Here is a 16,108-nt window from a genome sequence, read left to right on the forward strand (position 1 = left end):
CATCCTTGCCGGTGCCCTGCACGGCGTCGCGCGACAGGCCGGCTTCGGCCATGGCCTTCTTGGCCGAGGGCGCATCCTCGACATCGGCGCGCGGCGTCAGGGTTTCCGGCCCGGCGCCGGGCGAGCCCACGGCGGCGGCGGCTTCGGCCTTCGGCTCTTCCGCCTTGGCGGCGGGGGCGCTGGCGGCCGCGCCTTCGGTGACGATCGCCAGCCGCGCATTGGCGGCGACGGTCGTGCCTTCGGGCGCCAGGATTTCGGCCAGAACCCCGGCGACGGGCGAGGGCACTTCGACCGAAACCTTGTCGGTTTCCAGTTCGCAGAGCATTTCGTCCTGCTTCACGGCATCGCCCGGCTTCTTGAACCAGGTCGAGACGGTCGCTTCGGACACGCTTTCGCCCAGGGCGGGCACCATGACGTCGGTCATCTTCAACTCCTTCAGGCGATGGTCAGCGCGGCATTGACCAGCGCGGTTTGTTCGGCCTTGTGGCGCGAGGCAAGGCCCGTCGCCGGCGAGGCGCTGGCCATGCGGCCGGCGTAGCTGGGGCGGGTGGTCGCCCCGCGCAGCTTGGTGAGCAGGATTTCCAGCTCGGGTTCGATGAAGCTCCAGGCGCCCTGGTTCTTCGGCTCTTCCTGGCACCAGACGATATCGGCATTCGGGAAGCGCGCCAGTTCGGCCGACAGCGCGATCGAGGGCACCGGATAGATCTGTTCCAGACGCAGCAGATAGACATCGTCCAGCCCGCGCGCGTCGCGCTCGGCCAAAAGGTCGTAATAGACCTTGCCCGACGAGATCACCACGCGGCGGATATCGGCATCGGCCTTCAGCTTGGTGTCGGAATGGCCCTTCTGCGCATCGTCCCAAAGGACGCGGTGGAAGGTCGAGCCATCGGTGAAATCGGCCGCATCCGAGACGCACATCGGATGGCGCAGCAGCGATTTCGGCGTCATCAGGATCAGCGGCTTGCGGAAGTCGCGATGCAGCTGACGGCGCAGGATGTGGAAGTAGTTGGCGGGCGTCGAGCAATTCGCCACGATCCAGTTCTCTTCCGCCGACAGTTGCAGGAAGCGTTCCAGCCGCGCCGAGGAATGTTCAGGCCCCTGGCCTTCGAAGCCATGCGGCAGAAGGACCACCAGCCCCGACATCCGCAGCCATTTCGATTCGCCCGAGTTCACGAACTGGTCGAACATGATCTGCGCGCCATTGGCGAAATCGCCGAACTGGGCTTCCCACAGGGTCAGCGCATTGGGTTCGGCCAGCGAATAGCCGTATTCGAAGCCCAGGACCGCATATTCCGACAGCATCGAGTCGATGACCTCATACCGCGCCTGGCCGGCCCGGATGTGGTTCAGCGGATAGTAGCGTTCCTCGGTGGCCTGATCGACCCAGCCGGAATGGCGCTGCGAGAAGGTGCCGCGGGTGCAGTCCTGCCCCGCCAGCCGCACCGGGAAGCCCTCGACCTGCAGCGAGCCGAAGGCCAGCGCCTCGGCGGTCGCCCAGTCAAAGCCGGTGCCGGTTTCGAACATCTTCTTCTTCGCGTCCAGCTGGCGCGCGACGGTCTTGTGCATCTCGAACCCGTCGGGCACCCGGGTCAGCGCCGCGCCGATTTCGGCAAAAGTGTCGGCCTTGATCCAGGTCTCGCCGCGCTGATAGCTGTCAAGCCCGGCGGTCTGCATGTTCTTCCAGCGCCCATCCAGCCAGTCGGCCTTGTTGGGCTTGAAGTTCTTGCCGGCCTCGTATTCCTCGTTCAGACGCGCCTGGAAGGCGGCCTTCATATCCTCGATCTCGCCTTCGGGGATCAGCCCGTCGGCCACCAGACGCTCGGTATAAAGCTGCAGCGTGGTCTTCTGCTTGCGGATGCGGTTGTACATCTGCGGGTTGGTGAACATCGGCTCGTCGCCTTCGTTGTGACCGAAGCGGCGGTAGCAGAAGATGTCGATCACCACGTCCTTGTGGAACTTCTGGCGATATTCGGTCGCGACCTTGGCGGCATGCACCACGGCTTCGGGATCGTCGCCGTTCACATGGAAGATCGGCGCCTCGACCATCAAAGCGATGTCGGTCGGATAGGGCGAGGTGCGCGAGAAATGCGGCGCCGTGGTGAAGCCGATCTGGTTGTTCACGATGATATGGATGCAGCCGCCGGTGCGGTGGCCCTTGATGCCCGACAGTTGCAGGCATTCCGCCACCACGCCCTGGCCGGCAAAGGCCGCGTCGCCATGCAGAAGGATCGGCAGCACCGCGATGCGTTCGGCCGCGTCGTTGAACTGGTCCTGCTTGGCGCGCGCCTTGCCCAGGACGACCGGGTTCACCGCTTCCAGGTGCGAGGGGTTCGCGGTCAGCGACAGGTGGACGGTATGGCCGTCAAAGGTGCGGTCCGACGAGGCGCCGAGGTGATATTTCACGTCGCCCGACCCGTCGACATCCTCGGGCTTGTAGCTGCCGCCCTGGAATTCGTGGAAGATCGCCTTGTAGGGCTTCATCAGCACATTGGCCAGAACGTTCAGCCGGCCGCGATGCGGCATGCCGATGACGATTTCCTTCACGCCCAGATTGCCGCCGCGCTTTATGATCTGTTCCATCGCCGGGATCAGCGCCTCGGCGCCGTCCAGGCCAAAGCGCTTGGTGCCCATGTACTTGACATGAAGGAACTTCTCGTAGCCCTCGGCTTCGACCAGCTTGTTCAGAATGGCCTTGCGGCCTTCGCGGGTGAAGGCGATTTCCTTGCCGTAGCCTTCGATCCGTTCCTTCAGCCAGCCGGCCTGTTCGGGATCCGAGATATGCATGTATTGCAGCGCGAACGTGCCGCAATAGGTGCGCTTCAGGATCGCCACGATCTGGCGCATCGAGGCATGCGACAGGCCCAGAACCTGGTCGATGAAGATCGGCCGGTCCATGTCGGCTTCGCTGAAGCCGTAGGAGGCCGGGTCCAGTTCGGGATGCGGGGTCTTTTCGGCCAGGCCCAGCGGATCGAGGTCGGCGGCCAGATGGCCGCGGATCCGGTAGGCGCGGATGATCATCAGGGCGCGGATCGAATCGATCACGGCGCGCTGCAGCTGCGCTTCGGTCAGGTTGACGCCCGCCTCGGCGGCCTTGTCGGCGATCTTCTTGCCGGCGGCCTTGGCCTCTTTCGCGGGCGGCGCCGGCCATTCGCCGGTCAGCGCGGCGGTCAGGTCATCGACAGGGGCGGGCGGCCAGTCGGCGCGCGCCCAGGACGGGCCGGCCGCGGCGGCGCGGGCATCGCGTTCGGTATCGCCCAGCGCCCGGAAGAATTCGGCCCATTGCGCATCGACCGAATTCGGATCGGCGGCATAACGGGCCTGCAGCTGGTCGACGTAATCGGCATTGGCCCCATCGAGGAAGGACGAGGCGGTGAAGGCGGCGGTGGGGGATTGGTCGGTCATGGGGTCACCTCAGGGGGACGGGATCGGGCGAGTTTTCCGCGAAAACTCGGGGTCTTCGGATTTTCGACGAAAATCCGGGGCGGCGGGCCAGCGGTCTGGCCCGCCCGCAGGATCAGCCCTTGATCGCCTTCAGCACGGCTTCGCCCAGATGGGCGGGGCTGTCGGCAACGACGATGCCGGCCGATTTCATCGCTTCGATCTTCGAGCCGGCATCGCCCTTGCCACCGGCGACGATGGCGCCGGCGTGTCCCATGCGGCGGCCCGGAGGCGCGGTGCGGCCGGCGATGAAGCCCGCGGTCGGCTTCCAGCGGCCCTTCTTCTTTTCGTCGGCCAGGAATTGCGCGGCCTCTTCTTCGGCCGAGCCGCCGATTTCGCCGATCATGATGATCGAATGGGTTTCCGGGTCGGCCAGGAACATTTCCAGCACGTCGATATGTTCGGTGCCCTTGATCGGGTCGCCGCCGATGCCCACGGCCGAGGACTGGCCCAGGCCCACATCGGTGGTCTGCTTCACCGCCTCATAGGTCAGCGTGCCCGAGCGCGACACGACGCCGACCGAACCGACCGAGAAGATCGAGCCCGGCATGATGCCGATCTTGCACTGGTTCGGCGTCATCACGCCGGGGCAGTTCGGCCCGATCAGCCGCGACTTCGAATTGATCAGCGCGCGCTTGACCTTCATCATGTCGAGGACCGGGATGCCCTCGGTGATGCAGACGATCAGCGGGATCTCGGCGTCGATCGCTTCCAGGATGGAATCGGCGGCGAAGGGCGGCGGCACATAGATCGCCGAAGCGGTGGCGCCGGTTTTCGCGACCGCATCATGGACCGAATCGAAGACCGGCAGGCCCAGATGCTCGGACCCGCCCTTGCCCGGCGTCACGCCGCCGACCATTTGCGTGCCATAGGCGATGGCCTGTTCGGTGTGGAACGTGCCCTGGCTGCCGGTGATGCCCTGGCAGATGACCTTGGTGTTTTTGTCGACGAGAACGGCCATCCGGGCCTCCTTCAGAATAGACGGTTCGGTTCAGCGGGCCCGGAGGCGCGCCGCAGCGGCGTGCGGGTCACCTGTCCCGTCAGGGGCAGGTGATGGTGATCTGGCCCCCATCGGTGGTGCCGGCCTGGGCCAGGGCCGATTGCTCGGCGCAGACCGCGTCAAGCGTTTCCTCGTGCTGCAGCTGACCGACGCCGGGGCCGCAGGCGGCAAGCGCCAGAAGCGTGAGAACAAGCGGGGGAAGGAAGGGCAGGCGCATGGTCTAGTGGTCCTTGCCGTAAAGGGAAAACGCGGCCGCCTGATCGGGGTCCAGCCCCAGGCGGTCGGCCATCCAAGTCTCGCAGACATCGAGGAAGGCATAGTCCTGTGCATACCAGCGCCGCAGGTTCTGCTGCCCGAGGGCCGAGATCGGCGGCGTGCCGGCATAGTCGTTGCGATGCGCGCGGACCGGATCGTCGGTCGGCGCGAAGGTGCCGCCATGATCGGCGCGGCGCAGGAATTCCAGGAAATCGGCGTCGAACCGTTCCTGCCGGATGATCCAGACCGGCGGGCGGGTGTGCAGGAAATACCCGATCGTCATCACCCACAGGCTTTGGTTCATCGCGGTATGCGAGATCGACAAGATGGCCTGGGTAGCGGCGCGTCCGGTTTCGCCCCCGGAAAACAGCGCCTCGGCCAGGTCATTGGCATGTTCGAACCGCTCGAAGGCGATCCGTTCGCCCGGGCGCCACTCGATATCGTTCAGCGGACGGCCCTTGCGGCGGCGCGAATAGAAGCTCGAGCGAAAGCGCGAGATCGGATCGCGGACCGAGAAGAAATAGCGCGCCTCGGGCGGAAGATGCAGCAGCAGTTCCAGATGGCCATGTTTGACGATCTTCGGGCCGCTGCCTTCCTGGTTCAGCAGGGTCGCGACATGGCCGATCTGCGTGCCGGCGGTCTTGCCGATATGCAGGAAATGCAGCGGCTCCGGCTGCGGCATCGGGGATGCCGCCTCCGGGTTGGTCTGCAGATGCGCGCCCTCGGTCATCTTCGCGTGTCCCTGGCCTTGCCCGGTTCAGCCCTTGCCCGCCTTAGCCCTTGACGGCCTTGACGATCTTTTGCGCCGCGTCCGACAGGTCATCGGCCGCGATCACGTTCAGGCCCGACTTGTTGATGATGTCCTTGCCCAGCTGCACATTCGTGCCTTCCAGGCGGACCACCAGCGGAACCTTCAGCCCGACTTCCTTCACCGCGGCGATCACGCCCTCGGCGATGATGTCGCAGCGCATGATGCCGCCGAAGATGTTGACCAGGATGCCCTTCACGTTCGGGTCCGAGGTGATGATCTTGAAGGCTTCGGTGACCTTTTCCTTCGTCGCGCCACCGCCCACATCCAGGAAGTTGGCCGGTTCGGCGCCGTAGAGCTTGATGATGTCCATCGTCGCCATGGCCAGGCCCGCGCCGTTGACCATGCAGCCGATTTCGCCATCGAGCGCGATGTAGTTCAGATCGAATTTCGACGCCGCCAGTTCCTTGGGGTCTTCCTCGGTCTCGTCGCGCAGTGCGGCGATGTCGGGGTGGCGGTAGATCGCATTGCCGTCAAAGCCCATCTTGGCGTCGAGCAGCTTCAGATTGCCGTCCTTCAACACGCAGAACGGGTTGATTTCCAGCATGTCCATGTCCTTGTCGACGAAGAGCTGGTACAGCTTCTTCACGATCTGGACGCATTGCTTGACCTGGTTGCCCTTCAGCCCCAGCGAGAAGGCGACGCGGCGGCCGTGGAAATCCTGCAGGCCGGTGGCCGGGTCGATGGTGATCGTCAGGATCTTCTCGGGCGTCTCATGCGCGACGGTTTCAATGTCCATCCCGCCTTCGGTCGAGGCGACGATCGACACGCGCGAGGATTTGCGGTCGATCAGCAGCGCCAGATACAGCTCGCGCTCGATGTCGGAACCGTCTTCGATATAGATCCGGTTCACCTGCTTGCCGGCCGCGCCGGTCTGCACGGTCACCAGGGTGCGGCCCAGCATCTGGCGGGCGAATTCGGCGGCTTCCTCGACCGAGAAGGCCAGGCGCACGCCGCCCTTCTCGCCGGCTTCCGGCTCGACGAACTTGCCCTTGCCGCGGCCGCCGGCATGGATCTGCGACTTGACCACCCAGAGCGGCCCGTCCAGCTCACCGGCGGCGGTCTTGGCTTCTTCCGCCTTCAGCACGACCCGGCCGTCCGAGACGGGGATGCCGTAGCTGCGCAGAAGGGCCTTGGCCTGGTATTCGTGGATGTTCATGTCGCAAGCCCCGCAGGTTCAGGATTTTGTCGCTTTCTGGCACAGATCGGACCCTGTTCCCAAGGCCTAAGACGGCAGGGGCGGCGAAAAGCCGCGAAAAAGCGACAAATGTGATCACAGCTTGAAAAAGTGTGATCACAAGCCCGAATCCGACCGGCGGCGTGCTGCGGCGCAGCAGTCGGAACCGCCCCGCGACGCTTGCGCTAACGTGATTCGCCGGCCCGCGCGAGAGGGCGGCCAAGGCGCGCCCGCGGCCCCCCCTTTGCGCGGCCGGCGCGGCAAATCAGTTGAAGAAAATCGCGAAAAGCATCGCGTCGCCCTGCACCAGACGCTCGAACTCGCGCCAGCTGTCGGTGCGCATCCGCGGCCCCTTGCGCGCATAGGGCAGGAAGGCTTCGCCCTGCACCAGCCCGACCAGATCCAGCCGCGGCGGGCTGTCGAACAGCTTGGCCAGGTCGATCCCCGCCTCGGCGCCATAGCGCCAATGCGGGATCAGGATCTCGCCCTTCAGCGCCGCCTCGGCATCGGCCAGGATCGCCTGCCAATGCGCGGCCGTGCCGGACGGCATGATCAGACCCAGGGCCGAGGCCTGGCCTTCGGCGGGCACCCATTCGCGATCATTGTCGGTTTCGGCCGCGGCCAGGGCCCAGAAGCGGCGATTTTCGGTGATCATCGACAGAAGATGCGCATGCGCGGCGCGGGCGCGGGCGGGGTCGGGCTCTTGCGCCAGGGCGCGCAGGATCATCGCCACCCGGTCGACCTGGCGGCCGAACATCATGTCAAAGGCATTCTCGGGCGGGGTGTCGCCCCAAAGCGCATACATCTTCTCCGAGGCGGTGGCGATCCGGTCCACCGCGGGGCCCGGATCATAGGCCAGCGCCACTTCGGTGAAGGCCGACAGCAGATGCGTATAGGCCGACAGCCAGGCCGCATCGGCGGTGTCGAAGCGCACCACCGGCCCCTCGGGACCCATGCCGATGCCGCCGCCCAGCATCTGGCCCGCCACGGCGGCGATGTCTTCGCCCGCGTCGCGGGTGCCGTTCAGGTTGATGTCGAACCACAGGTCGGCGAGGGCGATTTCCAGCGCGAAATCCTGCGGGCCCAGCGTGGTCAGCGCCGCGCGGGCGGCATCCATGTCATCCGCGATCCCGGTCAGAAGCGCGGTCAGGTCGGCGCCGGTGAAGGGGCGGGCCTGGGGGTTTTCCGGGATCGGCAGGCGCAGGATCGGCAGTTCCGACCAATCGGCGCGCATGCCGGTCTGCCAGCGCAGCTGCAGCGCGCGTTCGACCCCGCGCAGGAAGCGCAGGCCGGCCAGCGCGTAAAGATCGGGGGGCTTCGGCGCATCGAGCGCGGCCAGCCGCGCCTCGGTGGCGGCGATGCCGGTCTGGGCGATCTCGGCCGAGATCGGCGAGCGGTCGGCCTGGGCGATGCCGGGCAAAAGGGCGACAAGACTGGCAATCAGCAAGCGGCGCATCGGGGGCTTCCTTCGCATTTGAAGCCGCAGGATGGGCGGCGGGGCGCCGCGGGTCAAGCCGAAGCAGGGTCGGGGATGGCTGACCCCGCGGCATGCCTCACGCAGGCGAGAGAACGGCAAGGCATTGGCCGCGCGGCAAAATCAGATCGCGCCAGGCCAGGGTGAAGCCGGCCGCCTGCGCCTCGGCCTGAACCTCGGCGCGATGGCGGTGCCAGGGCGGGCGGTTGGGATGGGTCACCACGCCGTCGCGCTGGCGGAAGGGGCCGGGCGGGCCTTCGGGGGCCAGGAACAGCGTCAAAAGCAGCGCCTTCAGGGCCGGAAACCGCGCGCGGACCGAGGCCAGGGCCGGCGGCAGAGCGCCCGGTGGCAGATGGGTGAAGACGCCCCAGGCGATGGCGAAGTCGATGGTTTCGGGCAGGCCGGGAAAGGCGAAATCGGCATCCTCGACCAGCTGATCCGCGGGCAGGCGGGCCTTGTCGGCCAGTTCCACCTCATAGCCGCGGCGCATCAGCGCGCCCGAGGCATCGGTGCCCCAGTAATGACCGGGATCGAGGAAGGGCACCGCCATATGGCCCAGCCGCAGCGACCCGCAGCCGATGTCCAGCAGCTGGTGCTGCGGCCGCAGCCCCTCGGCCAGAAGGCAGGCCATCTGCGCCTCGGCGGTTTCTTCCCAGCGGCCGCCCACGATGTCGCGATGTTTCCCCGCGGCCAGCGCCTTGTCGTAGAAGCCGGGGGCGAGATAGGGCGAAAGCGTCACGGGCCGCGCTTTACGAGGGCTTCTGCGCCGCCGCCTTCATCCGGGCCAGCAGGGCCGATTTGTCGGGCGCCTTGGTCTTGGGCGCGCCTTTCTGGGCGCCGCGCTTGGCCTTGGGGGCGGGCTTGGCGGACGGGCTGCCGCCGGATTTGGAATAGTCCATCTGGGCCTCCTCGGGAGATTTCCCAAGGGGATGCCGGATTCCGGCGGCGGGGGCAATGGGGGTTGATCCGGGGGTGGCGCTTCGGGGCTGGCGCCGGGGGTTTTGCACCCCCGGGCCCCCGCAGGATATTTATGCAGAGAGGAAGGCTGGAGGATCAGGCTAGGGTTTTGGTGAAGAGGGTCCAGGTGGCGGCATCGACCTGCCAATCGCCCCTGACCACCGGGCGGCTGGCCTGTTCGGCAAAGCCCTTGGCGCGGTAGAGGCGCTGGGCGTCTTGATGGGTGTCGGCGGCGATCAGGCTGATCGTGCGGTGGCCCAGATCGCGCGCCACCGTCTCGGCCTGGGCCAGCAGGGCCGCGCCGCAGCCCTGGCCGCGGAAGGCCGGGTAGGTGGCCAGCACGTTCAGATACCAGGCGCCGGGGGCCAGCGCTTCCAGTTCCAGCAGCGGCACGAAGATCGGCGGCGTGTCGGCTTCGATCACGGCCGGGGTCGCGTCGGCGGGATAGCCCAACAGGCCGGCCGCAACCTGGCCGTCGATTTCCGCCATCCAGGCGTTGGAATACGAGAAATTGCCGGTCTCGCGCGCCGCGCGTTCGCGGCCCAGGGCCCAGGGGTCGCCCTGGGGGCCGACCGATTTCTTCCAGAAATGCAGCGGCAGGTCATCGGCCGCCAGATTGATGAAGCGCGTCAGATGGTCGGCATCCGACGCAATGGCCTTGCGGATCTGCATAGTTGGGCCCTTTCCCGGTCTGAGGCGCCTTCCCTGCCGCAGGGCGCGGGGCGGCGCAAGGGGCTGTCGCGGCGCTTGCCAGGCTGCGGGCAAGGCCCTACCACCGGCACGAACCGCAAAGCCATTCAGGAAGGAACGAGATGAGCGACATGGTTTTCCGCCTGCCCGCGCCGGGGCCCGAGCCGAGGCTGACCGATCTGGACGGCTGGGTGAAGGTCGAGGGCAACCCGACGATGAAGACCTGGGTGCAGCACACGTCGCTGGATGGCAGCGTGATCAGCGGCACCTGGGAGGCGACGCCGGGCAGCTGGCATGCCAGCTATCAGTTCTACGAATTCGTCCATCTGATCGAAGGCCAGATCACCATCACCCCCGACGGCGCCGATCCGGTGACGCTGCGGCCGGGCGATGCCTTCGTGGTCGAGCCGGGCTTCAAGGGCGTCTGGAAGATCGAGGCGCCGGTGAAGAAGCATTTCTGCATCAAGCTGAAGTAACGGCGGGGCTTGGGGCAGCTTTCAGGTCGGAAAATGGAAAGGGGCGCCGCAGCGGGCGCCCCTTTCGCATCGTGTCGGACCGATCAGGCCAGCGTCGGGTCGATGCCCTTGCAGGCGGTGACCAGGCCCTTCACCGCGTCGACGGACTTGTCCATCATCGCCTGTTCGGCCGCGTTCAGCTTGATCTCGACCACTTTCTCGATCCCGCCGGCGCCGATGATCGTCGGCACGCCGACATACATCCCGTCCAGCCCATAGGCGCCCTTCACATAGGCGGCGCAGGGCAGAAGGCGCTTTTGGTCCTTCAGATAGGCTTCGGCCATTTCGATCGCCGAGGTGGCGGGCGCGTAGAAGGCCGAGCCGGTCTTCAACAGGCCCACGATCTCGGCCCCGCCATCGCGGGTGCGCTGGACGATGGCATCCAGCTTGTCCTGCGTGGTCCAGCCCATTTCCACCAGGTCGGGCAGCGGAATGCCGGCGACGGTGGAATAGCGGGTCAGCGGAACCATCGTATCGCCATGGCCGCCCAGAACGAAGGCGGTGACATCCTTCATCGAGACGTTGAATTCCAGCGACAGGAAGTGACGGAAGCGGGCCGAATCCAGCACGCCGGCCATGCCGACGACCTTGTTATGCGGCAGGCCCGAGAATTCGCGCAGCGCCCAGACCATGGCGTCCAGCGGGTTGGTGATGCAGATCACGAAGGCGTTCGGGGCATATTGCTTGATGCCTTCGCCGACCGACTTCATCACCTTCAGGTTGATCCCCAGCAGGTCGTCGCGCGACATGCCGGGCTTGCGCGGCACGCCGGCGGTCACGATGCAGACATCGGCGCCCGCGATATCGGCGTAGGAGTTGGTTCCCTTCAGGCTTGCGTCAAAGCCTTCGACCGGGCCGCATTGCGCCAGGTCCAGCGCCTTGCCCTGCGGCGTGCCTTCGGCAATATCGAACAGGACGACATCGCCCAGTTCCTTGGAGGCGGTCAGATGGGCAAGCGTGCCGCCGATCTGTCCGGCACCGATGAGCGCGATCTTCGGTCTGGCCATGGGGATCTCCATTGGTTGAGTCGCGGCGAGGCGTAGCCCCTTCGGGCCTTTCTGTCCAGCGCCGGGATGGTCGCGGTATACCGTTGCATGCGATAATTCCCGGGCTTCCCTTCCGTCGGGACGGGGTTTAGCGGTAACGGCCGGAGGCGCTGATGGAAGGCTGGGCATTCTGGGTTGCGGCGGTGGTTGCCGCCATGCTGGTGGGCATGGGCAAGGGGGGGATTCCCCTGGTCGGCATGCTGGGCGTGCCGGTGGCGGCGCTGGTGATTTCGCCGGTGACGGCGGCGGGGCTTTTGCTGCCGGTCTATGTCGTGTCCGACCTGTTCGGGCTTTACGCCTATCGCCGGGCCTATGATGCGCGGGTGCTGGCGATTCTGCTGCCGGGGGCGGTTGTGGGCATCGCGCTGGGCTGGGCCACGGCGCGGCTGGTGCCCGAAGCGGCGGTGACGCTGCTGGTTGGCGCGATCGGCGTGGTCTTCGCGCTGAACCTGCTGATCCGCAAGGGGCGCGAGACCGGCGCCAAGCGGGCCGAGGTGGCGCCGGGCCTGTTCTGGGGCGCGGTCACCGGGTTTACCAGCTTTGTCAGCCATTCCGGCGCGCCGCCCTATCAGGTCTATACCCTGCCCCTGGGCATGGAGAAGGCGGTCTTCGCCGGCACCGCGACCATTGCCTTTGCCGTGATCAATGCGGTGAAGCTGATCCCCTATTGGCAATTGGGCCAGCTGAGCCTGGACAATCTGGAAATCGCCGCGATCCTGTCGGTTCCAGCCGTGCCGGCGGTGTTTGCCGGGGTCTGGCTGGTGCGGGTGCTGCCCAGTGCGGCCTTCTTCGGCATCGTGACCTGGTCGCTGCTGGTGATCTCGGCCAAGCTGGTCTGGGACGGGGTCTCGGGCCTGATCTGACCCGGCTGGCCGCCCGGCGGCAGGAATTCGGCGCGTATTTCTGCGATGCGGCAAATCCGGGCTTGCCGAAAATGGCAACTTCGCTATGTCATGCGCAAGATTCTTTCGCAGCGCCTTCGCCGGAGATTGCCATGTCGCGCCCCTACCGTTCGGTCCTGTATATTCCCGGTTCGAAAGAGCGGGCGCTGGAAAAGGCGCGCGACCTGGCCTGCGATGCGATCATCTTCGATCTGGAAGATGCGGTGGCGCCGGAGGAAAAGCCGGCGGCGCGCGCGCTGCTGGTGCAGGTGCTGAAGGATGTCGATTTCGGCAACCGGGCGCGGATCGTGCGGATCAACGGGCTGGATACCGAATGGGGCGCGGCCGATGCGGCGGCGATGGAACGCGCGCTGGGCGAAGGGGCCAAGATCGACGCGGTGCTGGTGCCCAAGGTCTCCGCTCCGGGCATGCTGGACGATGTGGCGCGGATCGTGCCGGGCGCCGATCTTTGGGCGATGATGGAGACCGCGGCGGGCATGCTGAACGCGGGCGCGATCGCCGCGCATCCGCGGCTGAAGGGCATGGTGATGGGCACGAATGACCTGGCGAAAGAGCTGGGCAGCCGCTTCCGCCCCGACCGGCTGGCGATGCAGACTGGTCTGGGACTTTGCCTGCTGGCGGCGCGTGCCAATGGAAAGATCATTGTTGACGGTGTCTACAATGCCTTCAAGGACGAGGACGGGTTGCGGGCGGAATGCGATCAGGGCCGCGACATGGGCTTTGACGGCAAGACGCTGATCCACCCGGCGCAACTGGCCATCGCCAATGCCGCCTTCGCGCCCTCGGATGCGGAAATCGACCTGGCCCGCCGCCAGATCGCGGCTTTCGAGGCGGCCAAGGCCGCGGGGCAGGGCGTGGCGGTGCTGGACGGCCGGATCGTCGAAAACCTGCATATCGTCACCGCCGAGGCGCTGCTGGCCAAGGCCAAGGCGATTGCGGCGCTGGGGCATTAAGATAAGCTTGGGCGGAATTTTCCCCCCGCGGAGGCGCGTATGTCCCTGATTCTTCTGATCGTTGGTCTTGCGCTCTGGGCGGGCGCGCATCTGTTCAAACGGCTGGCCCCGGCGGCCCGGGCGCGGATGGGCGATCCGGGCAAGGGCGCGGTGGCGCTGGCGCTGCTGGCGGCGCTGGTGCTGATGGTGCTGGGCTATCGCGGCGCGGAGTTCACCTATCTTTGGGATCCGCCGCGCTTCCTGATCCATGTGAACAACCTGCTGATGCTGATCGCCGTCTTCCTGTTCGCGGCCGACGGGATGCGGGCGCCGCTGATCGGGCGGATGCGCCATCCGCAACTTACCGCTGTCAAGACCTGGGCCCTCGCGCATCTGCTGGTGAATGGCGATCTTGCCAGTGTCATCCTGTTTGGTGGCCTGCTGGCCTGGGCGGTGGTCGAGGTGATCGTGATCAACCGTGCCGTGCCGGTCTTTGTGCCGAAACCCGTGAAGCCGGGCGCGACCTGGAAGGCGGCCCTGGCCACGCCGGTCGCGCTGGGGCTGATCATGCTGATCCACAACTGGCTGGGCCCGCAGCCCTGGCCATAAGGAGGTTCCCATGCGCCTTTACCGTTTCCTGTCGGATGACGACACCTCGGCCTTCTGCCACAAGGTCAGCCTGGCCCTGTCGAAAGGCTGGGAGCTGCAGGGCAGCCCGACCTATGCCTTCGATGCGGCCCGCGGCGTGATGCGCTGCGGCCAGGCGGTGACCAAGGACGTGCCCGGCACCTATTCCCCCGATCTGAAACTGGGCGAGATGTAAGTCGGCCCCGCCGACGCAGGAGGCATGATGAAAACCAATCCCGGCCGGTTTTTCGAGGATTATCAGCTGGGTGAGGTGATCGCCCATGCCGTGCCCCGCACGCTTTCGGGCGGCGAGCGGGCGCTGTATCACGCGCTTTATCCGGCGCGCGGGGCGCTGTATTCCTCGGACGCTTTCGCCCGCGCCTGCGGTCTGCCGCAAAGCCCGCTGGACGATCTGATCGCCTTCCATAGCGTTTTCGGCAAGACCGTGCCGGATATCAGCCTGAATGCGGTGGCCAATCTGGGCTATGCCGAGGGCCGCTTTCTGGCGCCGGTCTGGCCGGGCGACACGCTGCGCGCCGAAAGCACGGTGATCGGGCTGAAGGAGAATTCCAACGGCAAGTCGGGTGTGGTCTGGGTGCGCACGCGCGGGCTGAACCAGCACGGCCAGCCGGTGCTGGACTATGTCCGCTGGGTGATGGTGCGCAAGAACCGCGCGACACCCGCGCCGGCGCCGGTTGTTCCCGAACTGCAAGCTTTCGTGCCGCCCGAGGCGCTGGTGGTGCCCGAGGGGTTGGATTTCTCCAACTACGATTTCGCTCTGGCAGGGGAAAGGCACCGCTGGGGCGATTATGAAATCGGCGAGACCATCGACCATGTCGATGGCGTGACCGTCGAAGAGGCCGAGCATATGCTGGCCACCAGGCTGTGGCAGAACACCGCCAAGGTGCATTTCGACGCCACTTTCCGCGAAGACGGCAAGCGGCTGATCTATGGCGGCCATGTCATCAGCCTGGCGCGGGCGCTGTCGTTCAACGGGCTGGCCAATGCGCAGATGATCGTGGCGCTGAACGGCGGTGCGCATGCCAATCCCTGCTTTGCCGGCGATACGGTGAAGGCCTGGTCCGAAGTGCTGGACCGCGCCCCCACCGCCGCCCCGGGCGTGGGCGCGCTGCGGCTGCGGCTGGTCGCGGTGAAGCAGGGCGCCGCGCCCTTTGCCCTGAAGGACGCGGCCGGCAAGTACCGGCCCGAAGTGCTGCTGGATCTGGATTACTGGGCGCTGGTGCCGGTCTGACCGCCGCCACCGCGCCCGTCGCGCCGCGCGGCGCTAGGGCGATTCCAGCCGCGCCGCGCCGGGGGCTTGCCGGCGAAATTTGTGATCACTTCCTGAAAAAGCGTGATCACATGCGGAAAAAATTGCCAGGTTTAGCGCCAACAGGCTGCAATTGCGGCAAAGCCGGGCGTGACTTGGCTGAAAAATCGGTTATGCAAGGGCCAGGGACAAGCGCGCTCGCCCACCGGATCAGGCGGGCGGCAGCCAGCGACGAAGGGACATGACATGGCAGAGGCCAAACGGGTCGAACGGCCCCTCTCCCCCCATTTGCAGATCTACCGCTGGCAGGTTCCGATGCTGACATCGATCCTGACCCGCATCACCGGCCACGCGCTGATCGCGGCTTTCGTGCTGGTGATCTGGTGGCTTCTGGCCGCGGCGACATCGGAGAGCTACTTCAATTTCGTGAATGCCATCGCCACCAGCTGGTTCGGCGATCTGGTCTTCGCGGGCTCGCTTTGGGCGATCTGGTACCATTACCTCGCCGGGCTGCGGCACCTTTACTATGATGCGGGCAAGGGGCTGGACGTGCCCACGGCGGAAAAGCTGGGCTGGGCCTGCATCATCGGTTCGGTCGTGCTGACCGTGATCACAATCCTTCTGGTTCAGTGAGGACGCCATGCGCTATCTGACCCCCCGCAAACGGGCCGAGGGCCGCGGTGCCGCGCATTCGGGCACCCATCACCATTGGTCGATGACCCTGTCCTCGGTCGGGCTGGCATTCCTGGTGCCGACCTGGATCTATGTCTTCGGCACCACGCTGGGCCAGGACCATGCCGGCGTTGTCGACACCTTCTCGCGCCCCTTCCCGGCGATCCTGACGGCGCTGCTTTTGGTGATCGGCATGCGCCATTTCGCCATGGGCGCGACGATGATGGTCGAGGATTACACCCGCGGCACCGGCCGCAAGCTGGCGGTTCTGGGCATCGTGATGCTGTCCTGGCTGATCGGCGCGGTGGGGATTTTCGCGCTGGCCAAGCTTGCGCTGTAAGGGAC

General features: G+C 66.3%; 19 protein-coding genes. 8 read left to right on the forward strand and 11 right to left on the reverse strand.

Annotated features, from left to right (window positions below; all coding sequences use genetic code 11):
• The 10 genes from K1Y73_RS11510 to K1Y73_RS11555 form a co-directional block, all read right to left on the reverse strand.
• On the reverse strand, nt 1–424 hold a 424-nt coding region (locus K1Y73_RS11510; RefSeq protein WP_318248238.1), incomplete at its 3' end, for a biotin/lipoyl-containing protein.
• Between the two features lie 11 nt (nt 425–435).
• The gene (locus K1Y73_RS11515; RefSeq protein ID WP_225028440.1) at nt 436–3,402 is read right to left on the reverse strand and encodes a 2-oxoglutarate dehydrogenase E1 component; all 2,967 of its coding nucleotides are present in this window, start codon (nt 3,400–3,402) and stop codon (nt 436–438) included.
• A 112-nt stretch (nt 3,403–3,514) separates the two neighbouring features.
• Nucleotides 3,515–4,399 carry a succinate--CoA ligase subunit alpha gene (gene sucD, locus K1Y73_RS11520; protein ID WP_225028441.1) on the reverse strand — a complete coding sequence of 295 codons (885 nt, stop codon included), beginning with the start codon at nt 4,397–4,399 and terminating at the stop codon, nt 3,515–3,517.
• 79 nt (nt 4,400–4,478) lie between these two features.
• Nucleotides 4,479–4,655 (reverse strand): hypothetical protein, encoded by a 177-nt coding sequence (locus K1Y73_RS11525; RefSeq protein WP_225028442.1) that lies wholly within the window; start codon nt 4,653–4,655, stop codon nt 4,479–4,481.
• Nucleotides 4,656–4,658: 3 nt separating this feature from the next.
• Nucleotides 4,659–5,423: a hypothetical protein gene (locus K1Y73_RS11530; protein ID WP_225028443.1), complete on the reverse strand. Its 765-nt coding sequence runs from the start codon at nt 5,421–5,423 to the stop codon at nt 4,659–4,661.
• 43 nt (nt 5,424–5,466) lie between these two features.
• Nucleotides 5,467–6,660 (reverse strand): ADP-forming succinate--CoA ligase subunit beta, encoded by a 1,194-nt coding sequence (gene sucC, locus K1Y73_RS11535; RefSeq protein ID WP_225028444.1) that lies wholly within the window; start codon nt 6,658–6,660, stop codon nt 5,467–5,469.
• Nucleotides 6,661–6,943: 283 nt separating this feature from the next.
• Nucleotides 6,944–8,134 (reverse strand): hypothetical protein, encoded by a 1,191-nt coding sequence (locus tag K1Y73_RS11540; RefSeq protein WP_225028445.1) that lies wholly within the window; start codon nt 8,132–8,134, stop codon nt 6,944–6,946.
• A gap of 97 nt (nt 8,135–8,231) precedes the next feature.
• Entirely contained in the window at nt 8,232–8,891 is a 660-nt protein-coding gene (locus tag K1Y73_RS11545) for a class I SAM-dependent methyltransferase (RefSeq protein ID WP_225028446.1), read from the reverse strand.
• Nucleotides 8,892–8,901: 10 nt separating this feature from the next.
• Nucleotides 8,902–9,051, reverse strand: a complete 150-nt coding sequence (locus K1Y73_RS11550) for a hypothetical protein (RefSeq protein WP_225028447.1) — start codon at nt 9,049–9,051, stop codon at nt 8,902–8,904.
• Between the two features lie 154 nt (nt 9,052–9,205).
• Nucleotides 9,206–9,781 (reverse strand): GNAT family N-acetyltransferase, encoded by a 576-nt coding sequence (locus tag K1Y73_RS11555; protein WP_225028448.1) that lies wholly within the window; start codon nt 9,779–9,781, stop codon nt 9,206–9,208.
• Nucleotides 9,782–9,921: 140 nt separating this feature from the next.
• Here K1Y73_RS11555 and K1Y73_RS11560 point away from each other — a divergent pair, with 140 nt between their 5' ends.
• Nucleotides 9,922–10,275 (forward strand): cupin domain-containing protein, encoded by a 354-nt coding sequence (locus K1Y73_RS11560; RefSeq protein WP_225028449.1) that lies wholly within the window; start codon nt 9,922–9,924, stop codon nt 10,273–10,275.
• A gap of 83 nt (nt 10,276–10,358) precedes the next feature.
• On the opposite strand, the gene mdh is transcribed toward K1Y73_RS11560, so the two are convergent.
• A complete protein-coding gene (mdh, locus tag K1Y73_RS11565; protein ID WP_225028450.1) occupies nt 10,359–11,321 on the reverse strand; it encodes a malate dehydrogenase in 963 nt (320 codons plus the stop codon).
• Between the two features lie 152 nt (nt 11,322–11,473).
• Between mdh and K1Y73_RS11570 the strand changes: the two genes are divergently transcribed.
• The 7 genes from K1Y73_RS11570 to sdhD all read left to right on the forward strand — a co-directional run bounded on the left by K1Y73_RS11570 (nt 11,474) and on the right by sdhD (nt 16,103).
• Nucleotides 11,474–12,223, forward strand: a complete 750-nt coding sequence (locus K1Y73_RS11570; protein WP_225028451.1) for a sulfite exporter TauE/SafE family protein — start codon at nt 11,474–11,476, stop codon at nt 12,221–12,223.
• Between the two features lie 131 nt (nt 12,224–12,354).
• On the forward strand, nt 12,355–13,215 hold the full coding sequence (locus tag K1Y73_RS11575; protein WP_225028452.1) for an HpcH/HpaI aldolase/citrate lyase family protein: 861 nt from the start codon (nt 12,355–12,357) through the stop codon (nt 13,213–13,215).
• A 39-nt stretch (nt 13,216–13,254) separates the two neighbouring features.
• Entirely contained in the window at nt 13,255–13,803 is a 549-nt protein-coding gene (locus tag K1Y73_RS11580; RefSeq protein WP_225028453.1) for an NnrU family protein, read from the forward strand.
• A 10-nt stretch (nt 13,804–13,813) separates the two neighbouring features.
• Complete coding sequence (locus K1Y73_RS11585; RefSeq protein WP_225028454.1) at nt 13,814–14,017, forward strand: DUF1737 domain-containing protein; 204 nt, start codon at nt 13,814–13,816, stop codon at nt 14,015–14,017.
• Nucleotides 14,018–14,044: 27 nt separating this feature from the next.
• On the forward strand, nt 14,045–15,073 hold the full coding sequence (locus K1Y73_RS11590; RefSeq protein WP_225028455.1) for a MaoC family dehydratase: 1,029 nt from the start codon (nt 14,045–14,047) through the stop codon (nt 15,071–15,073).
• A 264-nt stretch (nt 15,074–15,337) separates the two neighbouring features.
• Complete coding sequence (gene sdhC, locus K1Y73_RS11595; protein WP_225028456.1) at nt 15,338–15,724, forward strand: succinate dehydrogenase, cytochrome b556 subunit; 387 nt, start codon at nt 15,338–15,340, stop codon at nt 15,722–15,724.
• Between the two features lie 7 nt (nt 15,725–15,731).
• Nucleotides 15,732–16,103 (forward strand): succinate dehydrogenase, hydrophobic membrane anchor protein, encoded by a 372-nt coding sequence (gene sdhD, locus K1Y73_RS11600; RefSeq protein ID WP_225028457.1) that lies wholly within the window; start codon nt 15,732–15,734, stop codon nt 16,101–16,103.
• Nucleotides 16,104–16,108: the final 5 nt, after the last annotated feature.

This window comes from Xinfangfangia pollutisoli, assembly GCF_020179405.1.
Classification (GTDB): Bacteria; Pseudomonadota; Alphaproteobacteria; order Rhodobacterales; family Rhodobacteraceae; genus Pseudogemmobacter; species Pseudogemmobacter pollutisoli.

Bases quoted from the DNA above. Each gene is read 5' to 3' on its own strand.
- K1Y73_RS11515 (WP_225028440.1), bottom strand. From the start codon at position 3,402: ATGACCGACCAATCCCCCACCGCCGCCTTCACCGCCTCGTCCTTCCTC.
- sucD (WP_225028441.1), bottom strand. From the start codon at position 4,399: ATGGCCGTTCTCGTCGACAAAAACACCAAGGTCATCTGCCAGGGCATC.
- K1Y73_RS11525 (WP_225028442.1), bottom strand. From the start codon at position 4,655: ATGCGCCTGCCCTTCCTTCCCCCGCTTGTTCTCACGCTTCTGGCGCTT.
- K1Y73_RS11530 (WP_225028443.1), bottom strand. From the start codon at position 5,423: ATGACCGAGGGCGCGCATCTGCAGACCAACCCGGAGGCGGCATCCCCG.
- sucC (WP_225028444.1), bottom strand. From the start codon at position 6,660: ATGAACATCCACGAATACCAGGCCAAGGCCCTTCTGCGCAGCTACGGC.
- K1Y73_RS11540 (WP_225028445.1), bottom strand. From the start codon at position 8,134: ATGCGCCGCTTGCTGATTGCCAGTCTTGTCGCCCTTTTGCCCGGCATC.
- K1Y73_RS11550 (WP_225028447.1), bottom strand. From the start codon at position 9,051: ATGGACTATTCCAAATCCGGCGGCAGCCCGTCCGCCAAGCCCGCCCCC.
- K1Y73_RS11555 (WP_225028448.1), bottom strand. From the start codon at position 9,781: ATGCAGATCCGCAAGGCCATTGCGTCGGATGCCGACCATCTGACGCGC.
- K1Y73_RS11560 (WP_225028449.1), top strand. From the start codon at position 9,922: ATGAGCGACATGGTTTTCCGCCTGCCCGCGCCGGGGCCCGAGCCGAGG.
- mdh (WP_225028450.1), bottom strand. From the start codon at position 11,321: ATGGCCAGACCGAAGATCGCGCTCATCGGTGCCGGACAGATCGGCGGC.
- K1Y73_RS11570 (WP_225028451.1), top strand. From the start codon at position 11,474: ATGGAAGGCTGGGCATTCTGGGTTGCGGCGGTGGTTGCCGCCATGCTG.
- K1Y73_RS11575 (WP_225028452.1), top strand. From the start codon at position 12,355: ATGTCGCGCCCCTACCGTTCGGTCCTGTATATTCCCGGTTCGAAAGAG.
- K1Y73_RS11580 (WP_225028453.1), top strand. From the start codon at position 13,255: ATGTCCCTGATTCTTCTGATCGTTGGTCTTGCGCTCTGGGCGGGCGCG.
- K1Y73_RS11585 (WP_225028454.1), top strand. From the start codon at position 13,814: ATGCGCCTTTACCGTTTCCTGTCGGATGACGACACCTCGGCCTTCTGC.
- K1Y73_RS11590 (WP_225028455.1), top strand. From the start codon at position 14,045: ATGAAAACCAATCCCGGCCGGTTTTTCGAGGATTATCAGCTGGGTGAG.
- sdhC (WP_225028456.1), top strand. From the start codon at position 15,338: ATGGCAGAGGCCAAACGGGTCGAACGGCCCCTCTCCCCCCATTTGCAG.
- sdhD (WP_225028457.1), top strand. From the start codon at position 15,732: ATGCGCTATCTGACCCCCCGCAAACGGGCCGAGGGCCGCGGTGCCGCG.